The organism is Pseudomonas sp. M47T1 (assembly GCF_000263855.1).
Taxonomy (GTDB): domain Bacteria; phylum Pseudomonadota; class Gammaproteobacteria; order Pseudomonadales; family Pseudomonadaceae; genus Aquipseudomonas.
This window is the reverse complement of the sequence record NZ_AJWX01000003.1, coordinates 376,300-402,752: the sequence shown is the minus strand read 5'-3', so window position 1 is coordinate 402,752 and position 26,453 is coordinate 376,300. Positions and strand designations below refer to the sequence as shown.

Annotated in this window: 14 protein-coding genes; 8 read left to right on the top strand and 6 right to left on the bottom strand. The window is 63.7% G+C overall.

What is annotated here, in order from left to right:
• Nucleotides 1–66: 66 nt before the first annotated feature.
• Complete coding sequence (gene recQ / locus PMM47T1_RS05700) at nucleotides 67–2,205, bottom strand: DNA helicase RecQ (RefSeq protein WP_008366661.1); 2,139 nt, start codon at nucleotides 2,203–2,205, stop codon at nucleotides 67–69.
• Between the two features lie 255 nt (nucleotides 2,206–2,460).
• Here recQ and PMM47T1_RS05695 point away from each other — a divergent pair, with 255 nt between their 5' ends.
• The 3 genes from PMM47T1_RS05695 to lapD all read left to right on the top strand — a co-directional run bounded on the left by PMM47T1_RS05695 (nucleotide 2,461) and on the right by lapD (nucleotide 5,909).
• Nucleotides 2,461–3,048 (top strand): UPF0149 family protein, encoded by a 588-nt coding sequence (locus PMM47T1_RS05695; protein WP_008366659.1) that lies wholly within the window; start codon nucleotides 2,461–2,463, stop codon nucleotides 3,046–3,048.
• A gap of 200 nt (nucleotides 3,049–3,248) precedes the next feature.
• Complete coding sequence (gene lapG / locus PMM47T1_RS05690; protein ID WP_043300741.1) at nucleotides 3,249–3,956, top strand: cysteine protease LapG; 708 nt, start codon at nucleotides 3,249–3,251, stop codon at nucleotides 3,954–3,956.
• 9 nt (nucleotides 3,957–3,965) lie between these two features.
• Complete coding sequence (gene lapD, locus PMM47T1_RS05685; RefSeq protein WP_008366655.1) at nucleotides 3,966–5,909, top strand: cyclic di-GMP receptor LapD; 1,944 nt, start codon at nucleotides 3,966–3,968, stop codon at nucleotides 5,907–5,909.
• 171 nt (nucleotides 5,910–6,080) lie between these two features.
• Here the strand turns inward: lapD and PMM47T1_RS05680 are convergent, their stop codons facing one another.
• Nucleotides 6,081–14,552, bottom strand: a complete 8,472-nt coding sequence (locus PMM47T1_RS05680; RefSeq protein WP_008366653.1) for a retention module-containing protein — start codon at nucleotides 14,550–14,552, stop codon at nucleotides 6,081–6,083.
• Between the two features lie 575 nt (nucleotides 14,553–15,127).
• On the opposite strand from PMM47T1_RS05680, the gene PMM47T1_RS05675 reads away from it, so the two are divergent.
• Genes PMM47T1_RS05675 through PMM47T1_RS05665 form a run of 3 tightly spaced genes read left to right on the top strand, consistent with a single transcriptional unit; the run spans nucleotide 15,128 to nucleotide 20,038 of the window.
• Complete coding sequence (locus tag PMM47T1_RS05675) at nucleotides 15,128–16,483, top strand: TolC family outer membrane protein (protein WP_008366651.1); 1,356 nt, start codon at nucleotides 15,128–15,130, stop codon at nucleotides 16,481–16,483.
• Nucleotides 16,484–16,511: 28 nt separating this feature from the next.
• Entirely contained in the window at nucleotides 16,512–18,671 is a 2,160-nt protein-coding gene (locus PMM47T1_RS05670; RefSeq protein WP_008366649.1) for a type I secretion system permease/ATPase, read from the top strand.
• Nucleotides 18,672–18,682: 11 nt separating this feature from the next.
• A complete protein-coding gene (locus PMM47T1_RS05665; protein ID WP_008366647.1) occupies nucleotides 18,683–20,038 on the top strand; it encodes an HlyD family type I secretion periplasmic adaptor subunit in 1,356 nt (451 codons plus the stop codon).
• A 90-nt stretch (nucleotides 20,039–20,128) separates the two neighbouring features.
• Here PMM47T1_RS05665 and PMM47T1_RS05660 read toward each other — a convergent pair whose 3' ends face one another.
• Nucleotides 20,129–21,091, bottom strand: coding sequence for a zinc-binding dehydrogenase (locus tag PMM47T1_RS05660; protein WP_008366645.1), 963 nt, complete (start codon nucleotides 21,089–21,091; stop codon nucleotides 20,129–20,131).
• Between the two features lie 139 nt (nucleotides 21,092–21,230).
• On the opposite strand from PMM47T1_RS05660, the gene PMM47T1_RS05655 reads away from it, so the two are divergent.
• Nucleotides 21,231–23,312, top strand: a complete 2,082-nt coding sequence (locus PMM47T1_RS05655; protein WP_177323363.1) for a carboxy terminal-processing peptidase — start codon at nucleotides 21,231–21,233, stop codon at nucleotides 23,310–23,312.
• A gap of 186 nt (nucleotides 23,313–23,498) precedes the next feature.
• Complete coding sequence (locus tag PMM47T1_RS05650; protein ID WP_008366641.1) at nucleotides 23,499–25,331, top strand: bifunctional diguanylate cyclase/phosphodiesterase; 1,833 nt, start codon at nucleotides 23,499–23,501, stop codon at nucleotides 25,329–25,331.
• On the opposite strand, the gene PMM47T1_RS05645 is transcribed toward PMM47T1_RS05650, so the two are convergent.
• From PMM47T1_RS05645 to PMM47T1_RS05635, 3 genes are read right to left on the bottom strand one after another with little or no spacing between them, the layout of a single operon-like run.
• Nucleotides 25,243–25,716 (bottom strand): tetratricopeptide repeat protein, encoded by a 474-nt coding sequence (locus PMM47T1_RS05645; RefSeq protein WP_043300740.1) that lies wholly within the window; start codon nucleotides 25,714–25,716, stop codon nucleotides 25,243–25,245. The genes PMM47T1_RS05650 and PMM47T1_RS05645 overlap by 89 nt on opposite strands.
• Nucleotides 25,704–26,075, bottom strand: a complete 372-nt coding sequence (locus PMM47T1_RS05640) for a hypothetical protein (RefSeq protein ID WP_008366638.1) — start codon at nucleotides 26,073–26,075, stop codon at nucleotides 25,704–25,706. The genes PMM47T1_RS05645 and PMM47T1_RS05640 overlap by 13 nt, the downstream gene beginning before the upstream one ends.
• Nucleotides 26,072–26,413 carry a helix-turn-helix domain-containing protein gene (locus PMM47T1_RS05635; RefSeq protein WP_008366636.1) on the bottom strand — a complete coding sequence of 114 codons (342 nt, stop codon included), beginning with the start codon at nucleotides 26,411–26,413 and terminating at the stop codon, nucleotides 26,072–26,074. Before PMM47T1_RS05635 ends, PMM47T1_RS05640 begins: the two co-directional genes overlap by 4 nt.
• Nucleotides 26,414–26,453 lie beyond the last annotated feature (40 nt).

Here is a 26,453-nt window from a genome sequence, read left to right as displayed (position 1 = left end):
AAGAGGCAATACTCATGCCGGAACGAATGTGTATTGCGTTATAAACAAAGCTCGCCCTGAAACCGCTCACATTTCAAACTCGGACTGCAAGGCCGCCCGTACACAGTACAAGACACCTTCGGACACACGACCTGCGAACAGCCCCGCCACCTCACTGACCGGCGGTAGCTCGCCCTCGCCGTCCAGGAACGCGTCCTGCACTTCGCTGAGCAGGTCTTCGGGCAGGTCCAGGGCCTGTTCCAGGGACAATTGCTGCTGGCCGATGGCTTCGGCCAGCAGGGAATAGACGTTCTTTTCACTGCATTGCAGCTGACCGGCGATCTGCAGGGGCGTCATGCCCGCGCGGGCCAGGCTGATCAGTTCGTGGCGGATATCGGCCACCACCCGCGGCGCTTCCTGCTCGCCACCGTTGAGCACCGCCAGGAAAGCCTCGCCGTAGCGCTCCAGCTTGCGCGCGCCAACACCGCTGACGCGGGCCATCTCGGCCATGCTGCCCGGCTGGCTGCGCAGCATTTCCAGCAGCGTGGAGTCGGGGAAGATGACGTACGGCGGCACGCCGTGCTCCTCGGCCAGCTTGCGACGCAAGGTGCGCAGGGCTTCCCACTGTTCGCGCTCTTCGCCGCGCACCAACTGGCTGGCCGGGCTGCCGGAACCGCTGCGGGTGGTGGTGCCCTTCTGCGGCTTGGGCTCGAAGCGCAGGTGCAAGGCCACTTCGCCGCGCAGCAGGGGCCGGCAGGTGTCGCTAAGGCGCAGGCCGCCGTAGCCGTCCAGGTCAACGTCGGCCAGGCCCCGGCCCACCAGCTGGCGGAACAGCGAGCGCCATTCATGCTCGCTGCGGGCCTTGCCCACGCCGAACACGGCCAGTTTCTCGTGACCGAAGCTGCGCACCTTTTCGGTGTCCTTGCCCAGCAGCACGTCCACCAGGTGGCCCACGCCGTACCGCTGGCCGGTGCGGAAGATCGCCGACAGGGCCTGGCGCGCCGGCTCGGTGGCGTCCCAGGTCTGCACGCCGTCCAGGCAATTGTCGCAATGCCCGCACGGGTTGGGCATGTCTTCGTCGAAATAGGCCAGCAGGGCCTGGCGGCGGCAACGGGTTTCCTCGCACAGGGCCAGCATGGCGTCCAGCTTGTGCTGTTCCACGCGCTTGTGGCGCTCGTCGCCTTCGGAGTTCTGCAGCATCTGCTTGAGCATCAGCACGTCCTGCAGGCCGTAGGCCATCCAGGCGTCGGCAGGCAGGCCATCACGGCCGCCCCGGCCGGTTTCCTGGTAGTAGGCTTCCAGGGACTTGGGCAGGTCCATGTGGGCCACGAAGCGCACGTTGGGCTTGTCGATGCCCATGCCGAAGGCGATGGTAGCCACCATGATCAGGCCTTCCTCATTGAGGAAGCGCTTCTGGTTGGCCGCGCGCACGTCCGACGGCAGGCCAGCGTGGTACGACAGCGCCGGAAAACCCTGCTCGCACAGGAAGGCTGCGGTTTCATCGACCTTCTTGCGCGACAGGCAGTACACGATGCCGGCGTCGCTGCGGCGCTCCGCCAGGAAGGCCATCAGTTGCTTGCGCGGGTTTTCCTTGGGCACGATGCGGTAGAAGATGTTCGGGCGGTCAAAGCTCGACAGGAAGCGTTCGGCATCCTGCAGGTGCAGGCGGGTGACGATTTCCTCGCGGGTGCGCTTGTCGGCCGTGGCGGTCAGGGCAATACGCGGCACATGGGGGAACTGTTCGGCCAGTTGCCCCAGTTGCAGATATTCGGGACGGAAGTCATGGCCCCACTGCGACACGCAGTGCGCTTCGTCGATAGCGAACAGGGCAATGTCCAGGTTGCGCAGGAAGTCGAGCATGCGCGGCTGCACCAGGCGCTCGGGGGCCAGGTAGAGCATTTTCACTTCACCGCGACGAATGCGTGCAGCCAGGTCGCGCTGCTGTTCGGCGCTGAGCGTGGAGTTCAGCGCCGCGGCGGCAACGCCCAGCTCTTCAAGGGTGGCGACCTGGTCGTCCATCAGCGCGATCAGCGGCGACACCACCACCGCAAGGCCCGGGCGCAGCAGCGCCGGCACCTGGAAGCACAAGGACTTGCCGCCACCGGTGGGCATCAGTACCAGGGCATCGCCACCGCTGGCCACGCGCTCGATAATGGCACCCTGGCGACCCCGAAAACTGTCGTAGCCGAAGATGTCCTTAAGGACGCGTTGAGCCTGTTCGAGCATAAGAACTCCAAATATCGCAGAACCATCCGTGCCCTAGGCTGGATGAAAATTGCGCACGTTTCACGCAAAAATGCGTAAGCACCCTTTGCCGGGGTACCCTTTCAGGGCGTGAAACGGCCAAAGCGGCGCATTATACCCGAGCGCTCGGCTGCACAGGGCACCACTGATAAGGCCATGTTTTGCAGGCTTGGGTGGCGCGCGGGGCGTAACAAGGCCTAGAATTCACTATCGTAAATTCTTCAAGGTAGCCTTTTAATGTCCTTCGCTGAGCAACTGAACCGCCTGCAAGCCTTCCTCGACGCCGATGAGCTGCACGAGGAAGCGCTGGACTTCGTGGCCGCTCACGGCTATCTGACCGCGCTGTCCGTCTGTTCCGAGGCCGTCCCGGACCGTGAATGGATCGACGCCCTGTTCGCTGAAGAGCCGCACTATACCGATGCGGCACAGCGTGAAGAGATCGAAGGCACGCTGGTTGCGCTCAAGGCCCACATCGCCCGCCAGCTGGCCAGCGACGAGGAATTCGAGCTGCCATGCGACCTGGACCTGGGCGAAGAGGCGGACGACTCCGAGCTGCGCGGCTGGTGCATCGGCTTCATGGAAGGCGTGTTCATGCGCGAAGCGGCCTGGTTCGAAACCGCCGAGGATGAAGTGAGCGAAATGCTGCTGCCGATCATGGTCGGTTCCGGGCTGTTCGACGAACAGCCCGAATTCGCCGACATCGCCGCCGACGCCAACCTGCAGGACGACATGATCGTGCAGATCCCCGAGGCGCTGACGGCCCTGTATCTGCTGTGCAACGCACCGGACGAAAAACCGGCCATCCTCAAGCCGCGTCACCACTGATACGTGGGAACGGGCTCTGCCCGCGAAAAGGTCACCGCGGTATTTCATAAATCATGCGTGACTCTTTTCGCCGGTAGAACCCGATTCCACCAAAGCGGTACATGAGCGTGCCGCTTGAATAAAAATATATACGCCCTTCCCCTGTGCTGTCTGATCGCCATCTCCTAAACTCTGTCGACTGATCACAGAGTGCCCCTGGCATGCCCCAACGCCCGCGTCGACACGGATGGCTCTCGCCAAGGCTCTGGCGCCTGTGTGGCTGGGTAGTCCTGTGCCTGTCGCTGACCGTGGCCGGAGAAAACTGGCCTGACTGGGACTTCACGCAAATCATCAACAAGGCTGACCAGCACTACGGTGGGCTGGGCTCGGCGCGCGGGCGCATGGAAGCCTGGGCCACATTGCTGCAAACCAGCGGCGACAGGCCGGAGCTGGAGAAACTGAGCATCGTCAACAGCTTCTTCAACCGCCAGATGGCCTTCAAGGATGACATGACCGTATGGCACGTCGAAGACTACTGGGCCACCCCGCTCGAAGCGCTGTGGAAAGGCGCCGGGGACTGTGAAGACTATGCCATTGCCAAATACTTCAGCCTGCGCCGCCTGGGCGTGCCGGCCGAGAAACTGCGCATTACCTACGTCAAGGCCCTGAGCCTGAACCAGGCGCACATGGTGCTGGCCTACTACGCCACCGACCGTGCTGACCCACTGGTGCTCGACAACCTGATCGGCGACATCAAACCCGCTTCCCAGCGCAAGGATTTGCTGCCGGTGTATGCCTTCAATGCCGAAGGCGTGTATTTACCCGGCGCCTCGGCCAGTGCCCGCAGCAGCGACAGCAAGAAACTGTCGCGCTGGCAGGACGTGCTGCAAAAAATGAAAGCCGAAGGCTTTACCATCGGCGACGGATAGGAGTGCCCAATGTCATTACTCAAGCAACTGTTCCTGGCGATCTGCCTGTTCCTGGTGGTGGCCTTCAGCGGCAGCTTTTTCGTTGGCCTCGAGAACTCGCGCGAGCAGTTGGTCAGCCAACTGCGCTCCCACGGCCAGGACGCCGCCACGGCGCTGGGGTTGTCGCTGGCACCCCATGTGGACGACCCGGCGATGGTGGAGCTCATGGTGTCGTCGATTTTCGACAGCGGCTACTTCTCCAACATCCGCGTGGTGAATATCGGCGATAACAGCACGATGGTGGAACGCACCGCAGAGCCGGGCACCGGCGAGGTGCCCAGCTGGTTCGTGCACTTGGTCAACCTCAAGCCCCAGGGCGGTGACGCCCTGGTGATGCGTGGCTGGGAACAGGCGGCCCGCGTGGAGGTGCTGAGCAACCCGCAATTCGCCCTGGCCAAGCTGTGGGAAACCGCCATCGGCAGCCTGGCCTGGCTGGCCCTGTGCGGCCTGCTGAGCGCCATTTTCGGCGGCTGGCTGCTGCGCAAGCAGCTGCAACCATTGGACAGCATGGTCAACCAGGCCAACGCCATCAGCCACCGCGAGTTTCTCAGCCTGCCGAAAATACCGCGCACCCCGGAACTGCGGCGGGTGGTGCTGGCCATGAACCAGATGGTGGAAAAGCTCAAGGCGCTGTTTGCCGAAGAAGCAGCGCGCAGCGAGAAGTTGCGTGAAGAGTCCTACCAGGACACGCTCACCGGCCTTGCCAACCGCCGCCTGTTCGACACCCAGTTGACCAACCAGTTGATGGTCACCGAGCAGAACACCGAAGGCTTTGTGCTGATGCTGCGGGTCAATGACCTGGCGGGCCTCAACCAGCGCATGGGCGGCCAGCGCACCGACGCGCTGATTGCCGAGGTGGGTGAGGTGCTGACCAAACTGCTCAAGGAACCGCGCCGCAGCCATTGGACCGCCGCCCGCAACCGCGGTGGCGAATTCAGCCTGCTGGCACCGGCGGTCACCAGCGAAGAGGCCGAACAACTGGCCGATGACCTCAGCCGCCAACTGGAAAACTTCTACCTGACCGGTGCCAGTGATCGCTCCCCCGTGGCGCACATCGGCATTGTGGCCTACAAGCCCGGCGAAACCCTGAGCACCGTGTACATGCACCTTGACCAGGCGCTCACCGAGGCGCAGAACCATCCGCAGCGCGCCTGGGCGGTGCTGGCCCACTTCAACGGCGCGCCCATCCAGAACCCGGCGCAGTGGCGCACCTGGATCGACGAGGCACTGACGCTGCGCAAGCTCAAGCTGTATTTCCAGCCGGTGGTGCCGTGCGCCGAACCCGGGCAGGTTCTGCACCACAAGGTGCTGTCACGCCTGCTGGACCCCGCCGGCGAAGCCGTGGCCGCCGCGCACTTCCTGCCCTGGATCGAACGCCTGGGCTGGTCTGCGCGCTTCGACCTGGCCATGCTCGAACACACCCTGGACTATTTGCAGGAACACCCGCACCCCCTGGCCTTGAGCCTGTCGGGCACCACCTTGCGCCGCGTAGAGCACCTCACACCCCTTCTCGACATGCTCAAGGCCAGCCCAGGCCAGGCCCACCTGCTGACACTGGAAGCGGACGAGCGCCACCTGCCCCCACCCGAGCAGTTGCAAGCCCTTAGCCAGGCCATTCGCGACACCGGCTACCGCTTTGGCCTGCAACACTTTGGCGGCCGCTTCAGCCAGATCGGCAACTTCACCCACCTGGGCCTGGCGTACCTGAAGATCGACGGCAGCTACATCCGCGCCATCGATCAGCAGAGCGACAAGCGTCTGTTCATCGAAGCCATCTACCGCGCCACCAACAGCATCGACATGCCGTTGATAGCCGAGATGGTGGAGACGGCCGGCGAGTTGGAGGTGTTGAAGGAGCTGGGGTTGCATGGGGCAATGGGGCGCCTGATAGGGCCACCGGTGGCGCAGGTTTGATGCCTGCCTTGTAGGCTGCCGAAGGCTGCGCGGGCCCTGTGCCTCACTGGAGAGCTTCTGGGTTCACACCGGCCAGCGCAGCCTGGCGGCAGCGGCTGCAAATCCGCGGCGACGAAACAGAATAAAAAAATCCCGCCACGAAGGCGGGATTTTTTATCTAGCCAAACACCCTTACGCTACATCCACCTTCAACGAATGATCCCCCAGCATGCCACCAATGATGGTTGCCGTGTCGTGGGATGAGATGGTGCCGCCCGCCCCTGGGGTGATGCCGTAGTGGGTGGCCACGTTGACCCCCTGCAGGTCGATGGTCTGGGTGGTGGCGCCGCCGGCGGTGGCGCTGACGTCGATGCTCGATACCAGCCCGGAACCCGAACCGGTGACCTTGAAGTGCAGGTAGTCATCCAGGGTCGACGCCGTGGCACCGTCACCTTGCAGCAGTTGCGACAGGTCCAGCTTGTCGGTGCCCAGGGCGAAGTCGGTGATGGTGTCGTGGCCCGTGTTGCCAGCCAGGTACTTGAAGGTGTCGGCGCCGTCGCCGCCGGTCAGGGTGTTGTCACCCAGGCCGCCGATGATGGTGTCGTTGCCGCCACCGCCATTGATCACGTCATTGCCCGCGCCACCGGTGATGACGTTGGCCTGGCTGTTGCCGGTCAGGTGGTCGCCGTAATCGGAGCCAATCAGGTTCTGGATATTGATCAACTGATCGTGACCGGCATTGACCGTGTCCTGCACACCGGTGTTGCTCAGGTCTACGGTGACCGGCCCCTTGGCGGCGTGGTAGCTGACGGTGTTGACCCCGGTACCGCCGTCGAACTTGTCGTTGCCCGCTCCGCCGATCATGAAGTCGTTGCCCGCCAGGCCCAGCAAGGTGCTGCCGCTGTCGTTGCTGATCAGGATGTCATCGCCCGCCGTGCCGGTCAGGGTATGGCCGTCCTGGTAGGTGATGGTCGCCGCCGCGGTGTCGCTGCCGCCATGGTTGTCGGTGACGGTGTAGGTCGCCGGCAGGTCCGGGGTGTAGTTGGCGGCCCCGGCGTAGTTGATGCTCATGTCCAGGGTGTAGGCCGTCTGACCGGTGTGGTTGGCGGCGTGGCTGACGTGAATGGTGTAGTCACCGTCAGTGCTGGCGGTCAGTACGCCGCCATCACCCAGGGTGGTGGCACTGCCGTTGCCCAGCTGCCAGGTCATGTTCAGGTGGCTGTTACTGGCGTCGCTCAGGTTCAGGCTTTCCCCGGCTTTCAGGTGCACGGTGATGCTGTCGCTGGCGTTGGCATTGCTGCCAAAGCCCACCGCGCCGAGGAAGCCGCTGACCACCAACAATGCCGTCATGTTGCTGGTGTTGGCGTTGAAGTCACTGCGGTCAATGGTCTTGATCTGGTTGCTGCTGAGGTTGCTGGTGCCATTGAACTGGATGGTCTGCACCGTGGTAGCGGTGAAGTCTGCGCCTTTGGGTGCCCAACCGGTGTCGAAGCCGGTATTGGCCACGGTCAACGGGTCGCCATTGGCATCGGTGTCGTTGGCCGCCAATGCCTCGCTGGGCACAATGATGGTGGACGACAGGATGTTGGTGATCACGTGATCAGCCACCGCCACTGGCGGCGAGTTCGGGGTCACGGTGATGTCCAGGTTGGCGGCATTGGACAGGTCGCCGTCATTGTCCGCCAGCACGAAGGTGACCTTGTCGGTGAAGGTCGCCGTGGAGCCGCTGGACGCCGAACTATAGGTGTAGGCGCCGTTGTCCATATCCACCACCACGGTACTGCCATGGCTGGTGGCCACGCTGATGCTGTTGGTGGTGGTGTCGAAGGTGCCCGCGCTGGTGCCGCCGGCAGTGGTCATGCCCCCTTCGCCATTGTTGGCCTTCGGATCGTAGGTGTAGGTCACGCCGTCGATGGTGATCGACTTGATGAAGCCACCGTCGGCGCCGAAGGTGCCGTTGGTCAACAGGCTGCCGGTCAGGGCCACGGCCTGCACCGTGCCACTGAGCACGCTGCCCAGGTTATTGAGGTTGGTGACCACGGTGGCATTGGTGTTGGTGCCGGTGGTGCCGTCATAGGCGATGGGGTTCAGGTACTGACTGTCGACGCCGTTGCCCAGGCCAATGGCGTAAGCCTTGATGTCATTGGCGTTGAGGAAGTCGGTCCAGGCCTTCTCTTCGGTGGTGTCGATGCCATCGCCCAGGTTGGGGTTGGTCTCGCTGCCCGACTGGCTGCCACCCGAAGTGGGGTGGGTGCTGGACAGCGTAGGGTTGCCGTCGGAGAAGAAGTAGGCCACGTTCTGGCCGCCCACCAGCTTGCCGTTGGTGTTGAACGCCGACTCGGCGCCCGACAGGGCGTAGTCATAGTTGGTGCCGCCGTTGGCATGCAGCCCGGCGATATACGCCTTGGCGGTAGCCACGTCGACCCAGACGCTGCTCGGCGTGCTGACGCCGTTGCTGAAGGTGACCACCTGCACTTTCACGTCGCCCATGCCGCTGTACTGGTCCAACAGCTTGTCGATCGACACCTTGGCCAGATCCAGGCGCGACAGCTTACCCACCCCGGAAGGATCGTCCATGCTCCCCGAGATGTCGATCACCAGCAGCACGTTGGAGTTGACCTCCGGCGCAATCACCGCACGGTCGATGGCGCCCGCCTGGGGCACATCGTCAGTGATGTTGATGGTCAACTGGTTGGTAATGGTGTTGCCCTGGCTGTCGGTGGCCCGGTAGGTGACAGTGTCGGTGGTGGTGTCGGCGCCGTTGTTGGCCGAAGGGTCGGTTTTCGGCGCCGAGGTCAGGGTGTAGGTGTAGCTGCCGTCGGCGTTGAGCTGGATCACCCCGTGGGCGGTGGTGAACAAGCCATTGCTGGCGCCGTCGATACTGTAGGTAATGGTGCCCACGCCGCCCGCCACGGAACCGGCTACCGAACCGGAGCCGGTTTCGGCGGTGGAATCGGGGTTGCTGCCCGTCACGGTACCGGCGGCCAGGTCCTTGCCATCCTGGTTCAGGTCCAGGGCGGCTTCAGCCACGGTCACGCCCGCGCCGTCGCCGGGCACGATGTGCAGGCCTGCATTGCCGATGCTGATGGTCAGCGTGGTGGTGCTGACATCGCCATCCTTGTCGGCGACCGAGTAGACGAAGGTGTCAGTCACATCACCGGCGGCGGCCGAGTTCGGGTTGGCGTGGTAGTAGCTGGACCCGTCCGCGGCGATCACCAGTTGGCCGTATTGGCCCTGGATGATGGTGCCCACGCCGCCCAGGACGTTAGTGCTGGTATCGCTGCCGGCCTTGACGCCGACCACGCCGGCGAAACCGTCCGCGCCCGACACGTCGTTCTGCAGCACGTTGCCCTGGGCCAGTTGGCCTTCGAGGATATGCGCGGAGTCCGGGTAGGCCTGGGGCTGGTCGTCGACGATTTTGATGGTCAGCTGGCTGGCCACGTGGTTGCCAACGCTGTCGGTGGTCACCACAGCGAAGGTTTCGGTGGTGCCGATACCGGCCACTTGCGGCGCGGTGGTCAGGGTGTAGGTGTAGGTACCGTCGGCGTTCATGTGCAGCACGCCGTATTGACCCTTGATGTCGCCGCTGGCGTCAGTGCCGTAGACGCTGTAGTTCAGCGCGCCGACGCCACCGGTGACAGAACCGGCCACGGTGCCGCTGGCGGTTTCCGAGGTCCAGTCCGGGTGGCTGCCCACCGAGTTGCCTGCGGCCAGGTCGTTACCGTCCTTGACCAGGTCCAGCGCGGCTTCGAACACGGTCACGCCGTCGACATTGGTGGCGGTGAGGTGCGAATCGCCGACCTTGATGGTCAAGGTAGTGGTGCTGATGTCGCCGTCTTTATCCGCTACCGAGTAGGTAAATACGTCGATGCCGACGTGATTCACCGAGTTGGCATTGGCATGGTAGGTGCTGGTGCCGTCGGCGGCGATGAACAGCTCGCCGTATTGGCCCTGAATCACGGTGCCAACGCCGGTGGTCACGGCCTTGCTGGTGTCGGCGCCGGCTTTCACGCCGACCACGCCGGCGAAGCCGTCGGCGCCCGACACGTCGTTGGCCAGCACATTGCCCTGGGCCGTCTGGCCTTCAGTGATGTGCGCGAAGTCCGGGTAAGCCTGCGGCTGATCGTCGACGATCTTGATGGTCAGGGTACTGGCCACGTGGTTGCCGACACTGTCGGTGGTCACCACGGCGAAGGTTTCGGTTGTGCCGATACCGGCCACTTGCGGCGCGATGGTCAGGGTGTAGGTGTAGGTACCGTCGGCGTTCATGTGCAGCACGCCGTACTGACCCTTGATGTCGCCGCTGGCGTCAGTGCCGTAGACGCTGTAGTTCAGCGCGCCGACGCCACCGGTGACAGAACCGGCCACGGTGCCGCTGGCGGTTTCCGAGGTCCAGTCCGGGTGGCTGCCCACCGAGTTGCCTGCGGCCAGGTCGTTGCCGTCCTTGACCAGGTCCAGCGCGGCTTCGAACACGGTCACGCCATTGACGTTGCTGGCCTTCAGGCCCGAATCATCAATCTTGATGGTGAGGGTGGTGGTGCTGATGTCGCCGTCTTTGTCCGCAACCGAATAAGTGAATACGTCGATGCCGAAGTGGCCGACCGAGTTGGCATTGGCGTGGTAGATACTGGTGCCGTCGGCCGCGATGATCAGCTCGCCATACTGGCCCTGGATGACCGTGCCTACACCGCCGATGACCGCCTTGCTGACGTCGATACCCGCTTTCACGCCGACCACGCCGGCAAAGCCGTCCGCGCCCGACACGTCGTTGGCCAGCACATTGCCCTGGGCGGTCTGGCCTTCGACGAGGTGCGCGAAGTCCGGGAACGCATGAGGCTGGTCATCGACGATCTTGACCGTCAGGGTGCTGGCAACATGGTTGCCGACACTGTCGGTAGTCACCAGGGTGAAGGACTCGGTGGTACCGATGCCTGGCACCTGCGGTGCAGTCGTCAAGGTGTAGGTGTAGGTACCATCGGCGTTCATGTGCAGCACGCCGTACTGGCCCTTGATGTCGCCACTGGCGTCAGAGCCGAACACGCTGTAGGTCAGCGCGCCGACGCCACCGGTGACAGAACCGGCCACGGTGCCGCTGGCGGTTTCCGAGGTCCAGTCCGGGTGGCTGCCCACGGAAGTGCCCGGTGCCAGGTCGTTGCCGTCCTTGACCAGGTCCAGCGCGGCTTCGAACACGGTCACGCCATTGACGTTCTTGGCCACCAGGCCCGAGTCGTTGATGTTGATGGTGACGGTGGTGGTGCTGATGTCACCGTCCTTGTCCGCTACCGAGTAGGTGAACACATCGGTAGCGCCTGTGACGCCCACCGAGTTGGCGTTGGCGTGGTAGATGCTGCTGCCGTCGGCCAAGATCACCAGTTCGCCATAAGTGCCCACAACCACGCTGCCCACGCCGCCGCTTACCGGCGTGGTGGTATCGCTGCCCGCCTTGACGCCCACCACACCGGCAAAGCCGTCGGCGCCGGAGACATCGTTGGCCAGCACGTTGCCCTGGGCCACCTGGCCTTCGGTGAGGGTAACCGAGTCGGCCAGGGCCACGGGCTGGTCGTTGACGATTTTGATGGTCAGGTCGCTGACCACGTGGTTGCCCGCGCTGTCGGTGGTTACCAGCACGAAGTTTTCGGTGGTGCCAATGCCGGCCACTTGTGGCGCGGTGACCAGGGTGTAGGTGTAGGTACCGTCGGCGTTCATGTGAATCACGCCGTACTGGCCTTTCATGTCGCCGTTGGTATCGGAGCCGTAGACGCTGTAGGTCAGCGTGCCCACGCCACCGGTGACCGAGCCCACCACGGTGCCGCTGGCGGTTTCCAGTGGCGAATCCGGATGGCTGCCGGTGGAGGTGCCGGCGGCCAGGTCGTTGCCGTCCTTGGTGGTGTCCAGCGCGGCTTCGAACACGGTCACGCCGTCGACGTTCTTGGCCACCAGGCCGGCGTCGTTGATGGTAATGGTGACGGTGGTGGTGCTGATGTCACCGTCCTTGTCCATCACCGAGTAGGTGAAGGTATCGGTGGCGCCTGCCTCGCCCACGGAGTTGGCGTTGGCGTGATAGACCGCAGAGCCATCGGCCTGGATCAGCAACTGGCCGTAGGCGCCGGCGATGACCGTGCCCACGCCACCGCTGACGGGCGTGGAAGTATCGCTGCCGGCCCGCACACCCACGACGCCGGCAAAGCCGTCGGCGCCGGAAATGTCATTGGCCAGCACGTTGCCTTGGGCAATCTGACCTTCAGCCATGGTGACCGCGTCCGGCACGGCGGTAGGCGTGTCGTCGACGATCTTGATGGTGACCTGGCTGTCCACCTGGTTGCCGACGCTGTCGGTGGTCACCAGAGTGAAGGTGTCCAGGGTACCCAGGCCCGGCACTTGCGGGGCGACGTTGAGGGTGTAGGTGTAGCTGCCATCGGTGTTCAGGTGCAGGGTGCCGTACTGGCTGGTGACGTTGCCGTTGGCATCGGCGCCTTGCAGGCTGTAGGTGAGCGCGCCGACACCGCCAGTGACGGAGCCGGCCACGGTGCCGGTGCCCACTTCAGCGGTGGAGTCCGGGTGACTGCCGGTGGGCAACGCCGCTTCGAACACGGTGGCGCCGTCGACGTTGGTGGCCTTCAGGCCCGCATCGTTGATGGTGACGGTGACGGTGGTAGTGCTGATGTCACCGTCCTTGTCCGCTACCGAGTAGGTAAACGTATCGCTGACGGCGCCGTCCTTGGTGATGTTGGCATTGGCGTGGTAGCTGCTGCTGCCGTCGGCATTGATGGTCAGGGTGCCGTAGGTGCCTTCGATGGCCACGCCAACGCCGCCGCTGACGGCGGTGGAGGTATCGCTGCCGGCCTTCACGCCCACCACGCCGCCGAAGCCATCGGCGCCGGAGGCGTCGTTGGTCAGCACGTTGCCTTGCAGGGTGACGCCTTCGGTGACGGTCTCGGTGTCGGCCACGGCCTTGGGCACGTCGTCGACGATGGTGGTGGTCAACTGGGTGCTGGCGGTGCTGCCGTCGGTGTCGGTAGCCACCACGGCGAAGGTGTCAGTGATGGTGTTAGGGCCCTGGACATCCGGATGGGTGTCGGCATGGGTCAGGGTGTAGCTGTAGCTCACCACGCCAGTGGTGGCGTTGTAGCTGTTGATGGTCAGGGTACCCAATTGGGTGACAACGCTGACAGGCGAGCTGATGCCCACGCCGTTGGTCACCACCGACACACCGCCAATGGTCAGGGTTTGCAGGCCATCGGGCGCGCTGACGGTGAACTGCCCGGTCTGGGTCAGTGCCGCGGCAGCGGGGCTGGAGCCGTTGGCCAGGTTGGCCTCGTTGACGGTGGTATTGACCCCGTTCACATCTGGCGCAGTGATGGTCACCGCGTCGTTGATGTTGTTGATGTTCAGCGTCAGCACCGCGGTGCTGGTATCGCCGTCGGCATCGTTGAGGGTGTAGGTGAAGCTGTCAGTGCCCTTGCCGCCGCCGTGCAGGTCGTTGAACGCCTGGCCAGCCGCGTTGAGGGTGTAGGTGTAGGTGCCGTCGGACGCCAGCACCAGGGTGCCGTAGGTGCCGGTGTAGGTACCGGCCGTGATCGGCCCGCTGGTGGCGGTGATCGGAATGCGGTCCGCACCCTGGATGTCGTTGGTCAGCACGTTGCCGGTCAGCACCAGGTTCTGCTCGGTGGCAGGCGTGGTGGGGTTGTCGTTGATGGCGTGAGGCACGTCATCGACCACGGTCACGGTGAACGAGCCGCTGCTGTTGGTGCCGTTGGAATCGGTGGCGCTGACGCCCAGGTTTTCAGTGACGGTGTTGGCGCCGCCGCCGGCAGGCTGGGTGTCCGGCCCGGTCAGGGTGTAGCTGTAGCTGACCTGGCCGGTGGTGGGGTTGTAGCCGGTGATGGTCAGGGTGTTGCCCAGGCCAGTGGTGATCGACTGGCCGATGCCCACTACCGCACCGTTGTTGACCACGGTGATGCCACCCACCACCAGGTTGCTCAGGCCATCGGCGGCGGTGACAGTGAAGCTGCTCGATTGGGTCAGCGCGGCCGTTTGCGGGTTGGAGCCGTCGGCCAGGTTGGCCTCGTCGACGCTGACGCCATTGCCAAGGCCGGTCAGGGTCACGCCGTTGTCCACCACCAGGGCGGCGGTGTTGGCGTTGGTCAGCGCAGCCACTTGCGGCACGGTAAAGTCCGCCACGCCGTTGAAGCCGGCGGTGGCGTAGCCCAGCACGGGGGCGATGGCGCCGCCGGTTTCGGTCAGCAGCACGAAGCTGTGGCCGCCACCCTCGGCGCCGCCCTGGGTCGAAGTGCCCAAGGCTGCCGGACCTGCGGCGGTGGCCTCGGCGGCCTTGGTAGGGTCAGCGCCGGCGGCGATGGCCTGCTGGATTTTCTGCACGTCGGTAAGGTCGGCCTGGGTCGGCGCGGTGGCCTCCTGAGTGGCCACGTGAGGCGCCCAGTCGCCGCCCAGCATCTGCTGGCTGAGGGTAACCTCGCTGCCACGCCCAAGGGTCAGTTCCTTGCCGTTTTCCAGGTGCACGGCCACGGCCCCGTCGGCGCCCGTGTCCAGTTGTTCACCCACGAACAGGCGGTCGCCCTGATGCACCTCGCGGCGCGTGCCGTCCGCACCCATCGCAAAAACGTGTCCGATTACCTGACTGACTACACCAATCAACGTGGCCATATGTGCACTCCTCATCTGCCGCTCTGGGCATGGGGTTTTGCAGAAAAAGTGCTATCGGCTTCGCGTAGCGGTGTGGCTGAGGTGTCTGCTGAGGGCTCCCCTGAGGGAGCACTGCCCGGCGCTAGATTTCAGGCCCTACCTAATCCTGGAAACGCCCTGTTCGACCCGCAAAACCTGAATGAAATCAGGAGGATCCAAACAGTTTGTGTACCAGTGAGTGTTCAAGAGAGGTTTTCGGCCTGCGAGTGACAATTTATTGTCGCCAAAAACCCTCCTGTTTTCTCCCCTTCGCTACTTCCTTGCGCAATACTGCAAAATTTTGTTGAACTTTTCTTCGCCGCCCGTAACTCTTGGCTTTCCGTGGGTATAGCAGGCGGCCTGATGAGAACAATGTCGTGAAATCCTCAGACCGCATAAGTTTTTTTTCGCATAAGACTTATTCGAAAAAGTTCTTAGATTTAGCTAAGGATGTTCTTAGCTCTCATGTTACAAGCCTGAAACGGTTTGCACCCTATTTTTCGTCATTTTTTTGGCGAACACAGCACCAATTTAAGACCACCAGGGAGATTCACCCCATGCGCGTTTACACCCCCATCTGCAGCGCGGTCCTGATCGCGATGGCTTGCGCCCAAGCCCACGGCATGACGCTGACAGAGGCGATTCAGAGCACGATCAGCTACCACCCCGAAATCCAGTCGAGTCTGAACAACCGCCTGTCCGCAGATGAGGATGAAAAAGTTGCCAAGGGCGGGTACTACCCGTCCGTAGACCTGGTGGCCGCGTACGGCCGCGCCCGCACGGACAACCCCACCACCCGCGCTATCGAAGGCAACAACGCCGAAACGCTGAACTACACCCAGTCGGAACTGCGCCTGCGGCAAATGCTGTTTGACGGGTTCAACACCCCGAACGAAGTAGCCCGTACCCAGGACGTGGTCAATTCGCGCGCGTATTACCTGCGCGGCACCGCCGAAACCCAGGCCCTGCGCGCCATCGAGGTGTACCTGAACGTGCTCAAGCAGCGTGAATTGGTGACCTTGGCCAAGAACAACCTGCAAGCGCACCTGCGTGTGAACGACCAGATCGGCCTGCGTAGCGAACGTGGCGTGGGCAGCACCGCCGACGTCGACCAGTCCCGCGCCCGTCGCGCGCTGGCGGAAAACAACCTGTACACCGCCCAGGTCAACCTGGCCGACGCCGAAGCCAACTTCTTCAGCACTGTGGGGCGCATGCCCGACGAGCTGGAAGCACCACCCAGCGTCCGCGGCGAAGTGCCCACCGACATCATCGCTGCCCGCCAGGAGATGCTGGACAACAACCCCTACCTGAAATCGGCCCAGGCCGACGTGCAGGCCGCCGAAAGCCAGTACGAAGTGGCGAAGTCGCCGTTCTACCCGCGCTTCGACGCCGAACTGGCAGTGGACGCCAACAACAACATTTCCGGAGAACAGGGCCGCGACAACGAATGGCGCGCCGGCGTGGTGATGAACTACAACCTGTTCAAAGGCGGCAGCGACAAGGCCCGCCTGCAGTCCGACGCGCACAAAATCAACCAGGCCATGGACATCCGCAACAACGCCCTGCGCATGCTCAACGAGAACCTGGCGCTGGCCTGGCACGCCATGGACAACGCCCACGTGCAGACCCCGTATGCCCGCGAGTACGCCGAGACCACCACCAAGGTGCGCGCGGCCTACCAGGACCAGTTCGGCCTGGGCCAACGCACCCTGCTCGACCTGCTGGACAGTGAAAACGAGCTGTACACCGCCAACAGCCGCTACACCGAAGTACGCTACACCGAGGAATTCTCGATGTACCGCGTGCTGGCCAACATGGGCGTGCTGCTGGAAAAAGAACGCGTAGTGCTGCCCAACGAGGCCGTTGCCCAGTCGGAAGTGAAGAACGAAGCTCGCCTTCCGGAAATGAAGTGACTGCCCTTTGGTTTTTGGAGTACTGCACGTGACCAGCATGCAACCTGCGGGGCCGGCAACGGACCCGCGCCTGAGTTTCGATGACCCCTTGCTGGACGGTTTGCTGATCCTGTGCAAGCTACATGGCTGCGCCGTCAGCCGAGCCAGCCTGAGCGCCGGCCTGCCCCTGGCCCAACAGCGCATGAGCGCCGAACTGCTGCCGCGCGCCGCTGCCCGCGCCAGCTTGTCGGCCCGCCTGCTGCGCCGTGAGCTGGGTGCCATTTCGGCGCTCAACCTGCCGGTGCTGCTGATGCTCAAGGGCGGCCGCTGCGCCGTGCTGCGACGCCTGGGCGACGACGGCCGCGCGCTGATACTGCCCTGCGAAGCCGAAGGCGGCGAGCAGTGGGTAACCCAGGAAGAACTGGCCGCCGAATACACCGGCGAGGCGCTGTTCGCGCGCCCGCGCCATGAACTCGAAGACCTGCGCCAGCCGCTGATGCCCCGCGTGCATGCGTGGTTCCGCGACACCCTGAAACTGTCCCGCTGGCTGTACAGCGACGCGATCCTCGCCAGCCTGATGATCAACCTGCTGGGCCTGATGGTGCCGCTGTTCGTGATGCAGACCTACGACCGCGTGGTGCCCAACCAGGCCACCTCCACCCTGTGGGTGCTGGCCATCGGTTTGCTGGTGGGCACACTGTTCGAACTGGTGCTGCGCGTGCTGCGCGCCCACCTGCTGGACACCGCTGGCAAGAAAACCGACCTGATCCTGTCGGCCACGCTGTTCGAGCGCATCACCGGCATGGCCATGAAAGCCAAGCCGGCCACCATTGGTGGTTTCGCCCAGAGCATCCATGACTTCCAGGGCCTGCGCGAATTCCTCACGGCTGTGACCCTCACCAGTATCATCGACCTGCCCTTTGCCGTGCTGATGCTGGCGGTGATCGGCCTGCTGGGTGGCTGGCTGGTGCTGGTGCCGATCGTCGCGTTCCCGCTGACCATCGGCTTTGCGCTGATCATCCAGGCCAAATTGCGCGATACCGTGCAGAAAAGCCTGGCCCTGGGCGCCGAGCGCCAGGCCCTGCTGATCGAAACCCTCAGCGGCCTGGAAAGCATCAAGGCGTGCAGCGCCGAGAGCGAGCGCCAGTACCAGTGGGAATCCACCCACGGCGCCCTCACCCGCCTGGACAGCCATGCGCGCAACCTGGCCGCGCTGGCCACCAACGGCACGCTGTTCATCCAGCAGTTCGCCGGCATGGCCGTGATCGTGGCCGGTGTGTACACCATCATCGCCGGCAACCTCAGCGTCGGCGCCCTGGTGGCCAGCTACATGCTCAGCAGCCGTGTGCTGGCGCCCCTGGGCCAGATCGCCGGGTTGATTACCCGCTACCAGCAAGCGCAACTGACCATGATCAGCACCGATGCGCTGATGGCCCTGCCGCAGGAACGCGACCCGCGCCAGCGCCCGCTGGAGCGCACGCAATTGCAAGGTGCTCTGGCCATGAGCCAGGTGACCTTCCGCTACGCCGGGCAGAACGCCCCGGCACTGGGCAATATCAGCTTCAGCATGCGCGCCGGTGAACGCATTGGCATCATCGGCCGCAGCGGCTCGGGCAAAAGCACCCTGGCACGCTTGGTGATGGGCTTCTACGAACCCGAGGAAGGCCAGATCCTGCTGGACAACCTGGACCTGCGCCAACTGGACGTGGCTGACCTGCGACAGCAGATCGGCTACGTGGCCCACGACCTGCCACTGCTGGCCGGCAGCCTGCGCGACAACCTGACCATGGGTGCCCGCTATGTGAGCGACGCGCGCATGCTGGAAGTGGCCGAGATGACCGGCGTCACCGAACTGGCCCGCCAGCACCCGCAAGGCTTCGACCGCCCCGTGGGCGAGCGCGGCCAACTGCTCAGCGGCGGCCAGCGCCAGGCCGTGCTGCTGGCCCGTTCACTGCTGCTGGACCCGCCCATCATGGTGCTGGACGAACCCACCAGCCATATGGACAACGCCAGCGAAGACGCCCTGCGCCTGCGCCTGCACAACTGGGTAGGCGGCAAGACCCTGCTGCTGGTCACCCACCGCACCTCGATGCTCAGCCTGGTTGACCGCCTGGTGGTGTTGGACAACGGCCGTATCGTGGCCGACGGTCCGAAGGAAGCGGTGATCGAAGCCCTGCGCAAAGGCCGCGTTGGCCAGACGCCTGTTTAGGAGTGGTATTGATGTCAGCTTCCCAAGGCTTGCGGGGCTATTTCAGCAGTTTCGGCAAGACCGCCGAGAGCGAGTTCATGCCCGAACTTGCCAGCGCGGCGCTACAGGATTCACCGCGTTTGACGCGCATCACCGTGTGGCTGTGCTTCGCCCTGCTGCTGGCCGCCCTGATCTGGGCCAAGTTTGCCGTGCTGCAGGAAGTCACCATGGGTGAAGGCAAGGCCATTCCGTCCAGCAAGGTTCAGGTCATCCAGAACCTGGAGGGCGGTATCGTCACCGAGATCTACGTGCGCGAAGGCCAGGTGGTGAACAAGGGCGACACCCTATTGCGCCTGGACGACACGCGCTTTTTGTCCAACAAGGGCGAAAGCGAGGCCGACCGTTATGCGCTGATGGCCCAGGTGGAACGATTGTCGGCGGAAGCCGACGGCAAGCCGTTCGTGATCTCCGACGAAGTGCGTACCAAGGCCCCGCAAGTGGCCGAAGACGAGATGGGCCTGTACCAGTCGCGCCAGCGCCGCCTGGCCAGTGAACAGCAGACGCTCAACGAGCAACTGCGGCAAAAAACCCAGGAGCTGGCTGAGTTTCGCTCCAAGCAGGACCAGTACCGTTCCAGCCTGGGCCTGCTGCAGCAAGAGCTGAACATGTCGACGCCGTTAGTGGGTACCGGGGCCATTTCGCCGGTGGAAATCCTGCGACTCAAACGCAGCGCGGTGGAAGCTCGCGGGCAGATGGACGCCACCACCCTGGCGATTCCACGGGCGGAAGCGGGGATCAACGAGATCAAGAGCAAGATGAACGAGTCGAACCAGCAGTTCCGCTCCGACGCCTCAAAGGACCTCAACGCCAAGCGCACCGACCTGTCGAAAATCACGGCCACCAGCATCGCCATTGATGACCGCGTGAGCCGTACCACGGTGGTGTCGCCGGTGCGCGGCATCATCAAGACGCTGAAGGTCAATACCATCGGCGGCGTGGTGCAACCGGGCAGCGACATGGTGGAAATCGTGCCGCTGGAAGACAACCTGCTGATCGAAGCCAAGGTCCGCCCCCAGGACGTGGCGTTCCTGCACCCGGGGCAACCGGCGATGGTCAAGTTCAGCGCCTATGACTACACCATCTACGGTGGCCTGAAAGCCAAGCTGGAACTGATCAGCGCCGACACCATCACCGACGACAAAGGCAACAGCTTCTACCTGATCCAGGTGCGCACCGACGCCAACCACCTGGGTGGCGACGCCAAGCCGCTGGTGATCATCCCGGGCATGACCGCCACGGTGGACATCATCACGGGTGAGAAGAGTGTGCTGGATTACCTGCTCAAGCCGGTGTTGAAAGCGCGCACGGAAGCGTTGCGCGAACGCTAGACCGCGTGCCGCCTTTCGCGGACACGGCCCGCTCCTACAGGATCCCCCCGTAGGAGCGGACCATGTCCGCGAAGGGCACAACCGGTTCTATCAGACCAGGGTTGGATCGATCACCAGAACGACCTTGCCCGAGACCTGGTTACTTGCCAGCTCGGCAAACGCCGCTTGCGCGTCGCCAATGGCGAACGTACGCGCCACCTGCGGCTTCAACCGCCCTTCCTCGAACAACGGCCACACGTGCTGACCCAGGTCGCTGAGCAGATCGGCCTTGAACTGGTCACTGCGGCTGCGCAAGGTCGAACCCAGCAATTGCACGCGCTTGCCCAACACCTTGCCCAGGTCGATATTGGCCTGGGTGCCGCCCATCAAGCCGATCAGCACCCAGCGCGCATCCACGGCCGTGACCTTCAGGTTCAGGTCGGCGTAGTTGGCACCCACCGGATCGAGGATCACGTCGAACGGGCCGAAATCGCTCAAGGCCTCCAGGCCATCACCGCGCACCACGCCACCCTGGGCCCCCAGGGCCTCGCAGTAGGCCAGGCGCTCGGCCGAACCGACGCTGACCCAGGTCGGGTTGCCAAATGCCTTGCACAGCTGGATAGCGGCCGAGCCGATGCCACTGGCACCGGCGTGCAGCAGCACTTTTTCACCCGGCTTGAGCGCCGCCAGCTGGAACAGGTTCAACCACACCGTGGCGTACACCTCGGGAATCGCCGCCGCTTCGATCAGCGACAGCCCCGCCGGCACCGGCAGCACATGGCGACCGTCCGCCACAACCTCTTCGGCCATGCCGCCACCGGCCAGCAACGTGCACACCCGATCGCCCACCTGCCAGGACGACCCGGGGCCCACCTCGCTGATCACGCCGGCGCACTCCAGGCCCAGTACATGGCTGGCGCCCGGTGGCGGCGGATACAGGCCGGCGCGCTGCAGCAAATCGGCGCGATTGAGGCCCGCGGCAGCTGTCCGAATTTTCACTTGACCCACGTCGCAATCCGCGCTCGGATGGTCTACCCACTCCACATGTCCTTCAACGCCTTGCAATGCCTTCACAGTGCCTCCATAGTTGACTCATGACTGAGCCCGGTGCCTAGGTGCCGGGCTTGTTGCATTATGCGACCGGTTTCAATGAAACCGGCGAATTCAAAGACGGCCTAATATGCGTGATCAATTGTCCCCACGTCGAATCAGCATGAAGCATCTACTGCCCAGCTCCGCCCTTGCACTGTGCATCGGCCTCGGCGCTCTGTCGATGTCCGCCCGCACCTTCGCAGCCAACAGCTGGGATAACCTTCAGCCTGACCGTGACGAGGTGATCGCCAGCCTCAACATCGTCGAGCTGCTCAAGCGCCATCACTACAGCAAGCCGCCGCTGGATGACAAACGTTCGGTCATCATCTACGACAGCTACCTGAAGTTGCTCGACCCCTCGCGCAGCTACTTCCTGGCCAGTGACATCACCGAGTTCGACAAGTGGAAGACGCAGTTCGACGACTTCCTCAAGAGCGGTGACCTGGACCCCGGCTTCACCATCTACAAGCGCTACCTGGACCGCGTGAAATCGCGTCTGGACTTCGCCCTGGCCGAGCTGGCCAAGGGTGTCGACAAGATGGACTTCACCACCCACGAGACCATGCTGATCGACCGCAAGGACGCACCATGGATCACCAGCGAAGCGGACCTGGACAACCTGTGGCGCAAGCGCGTCATGGACGAAGTGCTGCGCATGAAGATTGCCGGCAAGGACAACAAGCAGATCCAGGATACCCTGACCAAGCGCTACAAGAACCAGTTGGCGCGCCTGGACCAGACCCGCAGCGAGGACATCTTCCAGGCGTACATCAACACCTTCGCCCAGTCGTATGACCCGCACACCAACTACCTGTCGCCTGACAGCGCGGAAAACTTCGATATCAACATGAGCCTGTCGCTCGAAGGTATCGGTGCCGTGCTGCAAAGCGACAACGACCAGGTCAAGGTGGTGCGCCTGGTGCCTGCCGGCCCTGCCGACAAGACCAAGCAGATCGCCCCGTCCGACAAGATCATCGGCGTCGCCCAGGGCGACAAGGAAATGGTCGACGTGGTGGGCTGGCGCCTGGACGAAGTGGTCAAGCTGATCCGCGGCGCCAAGGGCTCCGTGGTGCGCCTGGAAGTGATCTCGCACACCAATGCGCCGAACGACCAGACCAGCAAGATCGTGTCCATCACCCGTGAAGCGGTGAAACTCGAAGAGCAGGCCGCGAAGAAATCCATCCTGCACCTGACCGAGAACGGCAAGGAATACAAGCTGGGCGTCATCGACATCCCGGCCTTCTACCTTGACTTCAAGGCCTTCCGCGCCGGCGACCCGGACTACAAGTCCACCACCCGCGACGTGAAGAAACTGCTGACCGAACTGCAAGCTGAAAAAGTCGACGGCGTGGTCATCGACCTGCGCAACAACGGCGGCGGCTCGCTGCAGGAAGCCACCGAACTGACCAGCCTGTTCATCGAGAAAGGCCCGACGGTTCTGGTGCGCAATGCCGACGGCCGCGTCGACGTGCTGGAAGACGAAAACCCCGGCGCGTTCTACAAGGGCCCGATGGCGCTGCTGGTCAACCGCCTGTCCGCCTCGGCCTCGGAGATCTTCGCCGGCGCCATGCAGGACTACCACCGCGCGCTGATCATCGGTGGCCAGACCTTCGGCAAGGGCACCGTGCAAACTATCCAGCCGCTCAACCATGGCGAGCTGAAGCTGACCCTGGCCAAGTTCTACCGCGTCTCCGGCCAAAGCACTCAGCACCAGGGCGTGCTGCCTGACGTCGCCTTCCCGTCGATCATCGACACCAAGGAAATCGGCGAAAGCGCACTGCCTGAGGCCATGCCGTGGGACACCATCCGTCCTTCGATCAAGCCGACCGCCGACCCGTTCAAGCCGTTCATTGCCCAGCTCAAGGCTGACCATGACCAGCGCACCGACAAGGATGCCGAGTTCATCTACATCCGCGATCGCCTGGCGTTGGCCGAGAAACTGATGAACGAGAAGACCGTCAGCCTCAACGAAGCGGACCGTCGTGCCCAGCACGCCGATATCGAAGCCAAGCAGCTGGCGCTGGAAAACGCCCGTCGCAAAGCCAAGGGTGAAGCGCCGCTCAAGGAAATGAAGAAGGAAGACGAGGACGCCATGGCGGCCGAGCCGGACAAGACCAAGCCGGAAGACGACGCCTACCTGGCCGAGACCGGTCGTATCCTGCTCGATTACCTGAAGCTGAACTCGACGGTAGCGAAGCATTGATGAATTGATGGCTATTTGTCATCAAATGGTCATCCATCTGTCGTGAAATAAGGGGCTGGGCACTGTAATAAGTGCCCAGCCTTTTTTTTCGCCCTCAAGCTTCTGTGGGAGCTGGCTTGCCAGCGAGTTTTTCATGCTCCCCAAAAGCTCGCTGGCAAGCCAGCTCCCACAAGGTTGCGATTACCCATGACCATCACCGAACAGCTGGGCGCATTGGCCAATATCCTGGCCCAGGGCAGCCTGCACACCCTGTTCCAGCCCATTGTCTCGCTGTCGGAGCGGCGTATCCTGGGGTACGAGGCCTTGAGCCGCGGGCCGTCCAACAGCGCCCTGCACTCGCCCATCAATCTGTTTGCCGTGGCGCGCCAGGCCGGGCGCCTCAGCGAGCTGGAAATAGCCTGCCGCGGTACCGCCTGCCAGCGCTTCAGCGAACAGAAGCTGGGCGGCAAGCTATTCCTCAACGTGTCGCCCGAATCATTGCTGGAGCCCAGCCACCAGCCGGGCATGACCCTCAAGGTGTTGCAGGCCCACGGCATCCCGCCCAGTGACGTGGTCATTGAACTGACCGAACAAACCCCCACCGACGACTTCCAGCTGCTGTACAACGCCCTGCATCACTACCGCGCCATGGGTTTCTCGATTGCCCTGGATGACCTGGGCGCTGGCTATTCGAGCCTGCGCCTGTGGTCGGAGCTGCGCCCGGACTACGTGAAAATCGATCGTCACTTTATCGATGGCATTCACCAGGACGCGGTCAAGCGCGAGTTCGTCGGCTCCATCCTGCAAATCGCCAAGGCCTCCCGGGCCCAGGTGATTGCCGAAGGCATCGAGCTGCCGGAAGAACTGGCAGTGCTGGCCGAGATGGGCGTGGACCTGGTGCAGGGCTACCTGCTGTGCCGCCCTCAGGAGCAGCCACCCCACGACGCGCGCACCCTGCTGCCCAAGCTGGATGCCAGCGTGGCGGTATTGAGCGAGGAAGGCAGTGACCTCAGTGCCCTGCTGATCGACCAGTTGGCAGTGCAACAGAACCTCCCCACCGCAGCGGTGCTGGAGGCATTTCGCAGCCAGGCCAACCTCAATTCCCTGGCGGTGCTGGACGACCAGCAGCAACCCTGCGGTATCGTCCACCGCCACTCCTTGTCCGAAGCGCTGCTCAAACCCTTTGCCACCGACCTGTTCGCGCGCAAGCCCATCAGCCGGCTGATGAGCGAGGACTTCCTGGCGGTGGAGCTCAGCCAGTCGCTGCAACAAGTCAGCCGCCTGCTCACCAGCCGTGCCCGCCAGCGTATGGAAGAGGATTTCATCATCACCCTGGACGGCCGCTACCTGGGCCTGGGACGGGTGATAGACGTGCTCAAGCTGATCACCGAAATGAAGATACAGCAGGCGCGCTACGCCAACCCACTGACCTTGCTGCCCGGCAACGTGCCCATCCAACAGTGCCTGACCCGGGTGCTGCAACAAGGCCGCGAAGCCGCCATCTGCTACGTCGACATCGACAGCTTCAAGCCCTTCAATGACATCTACGGCTACGGCCGTGGCGACGAGGTGCTGCTGTGTCTGGCCCAGTGCCTGAACGAGCGCGTCGACCCGGCCCGCGACTTTGTGGGCCACATTGGCGGTGACGATTTCATGCTGGTGCTGGGCTCGCCCGACTGGCGCAAGCGCTTGAATGAACTGCTGGAGGATTTCCAGGCGCAATGTAGGCGCTTCTACCGCGCCGAGCATCTGGAGCAAGGGTGTTTCGTGGCCCGCAACCGCCAGGGCCAGCGTCAGGAATTCGCGCTACTGTCGTTGTCCATCGGTGTGGTGCACCTGCACCCGCAGGCCTGCGCCACGCTGGATGCCAGCCTGTTGGCCGAACTGGCCTCCCAGGCCAAGCACCAGGCCAAGGTAGTGCCCGGCTACAGCATCCATGTGCTCGATACCCTTACTCTGGCCCCGCTGCATAACGCGCTGCCCGCTCAGGGTCTGGCGCCAGCCCCGGGCCGCCCTGACGGTACAACTGCGCAAGCTTGAATGCAGCCAGCGGGTGGCCACCGGCCAAGGCCATTTCCCACCAGTGCACCGCCGCCACCGCATCCGGGGCGCTGCGCAGGGTGCCGGCCAGGCTGGTGACGCCCATCTGGTAGGCCGCCTTGGCATCACCGCGCTCGGCGGCCAGGCGCACCAGGCGCAAGCCCTCATCACGAGCCGCCAGGCCTTTGCCACGGAACAACAGGATATGGCCATAGAAACCCATGGCATTGAGGTCGCCCAGGTTGGCCATGCGTGAAAACTGCCCCTCCAGCCATTCCCAACCGCGCGGCTGGCGCACGAACCAGGGCCAGTGGAACAGTTGTCGCGCCACCCAGTAGCTGATCCGGGCTCGGAGCAGCCACACCCCGCGTTTCACGATGTGCATTCTTCCGGGTAGCTGTATTCGAACACGCGTACCACTTCCGAGGCGTGCCAGGACGCCGCGGCCACACCATCGGACGGCCCGCTGAAACGTCCCAGGCGCTCGACGCATTCGAAAAAGCCGGTGCGCGGCAGGCGGCTGGCGCCCTGGCTGATCACCAGCGAGCTGCGCAGCGGCTGTTCGGCACGGGCATCGATCACGGCCAGGTATTCCAGGGCCGCAGTCAGCGTCTGCATGGCCGGGGTGGGCAATTGCAAGCGCTCAAGCAAGGCGCGGTAGGTCAACAGGTGTCGTTGGCGGCGAGCATGGTCCAGCTCGCTCAGCAGGCCGTCCCACTGCTGACGGCTGATGCGCACGCTCACGAGGGGTCTCCCCAGCCGGGAACCCCCAGCTCCCACGCCAGGCTTCGTCGGATGGCGGCATCGGGCTCACGCTCACCGGACTCGATCATGGCCAGGTAAGAAGGGCTGATACCCACGGTGCGCGCCAGCTTGTCCAGGGCCAGGCCCTTGGCTTCGCGCAATGGGCCCAGCCGGGTCAGGGCCGGCAATGCTTCGCTCGCAGGCTGCGGCGCAGCGCCAGAGACGGCCGGCGGCGGTTCGGCCGGTTGCCCGGCTGCGGCCAACAATGCCTGATATTGATCCCACGGCAGCACGGCATATTCCGGCTTGCCATCGCGACTGATGACCTGAACACCCATTACAACCCCCTGTAGGATCACCATATGTAATCTGTAGGCA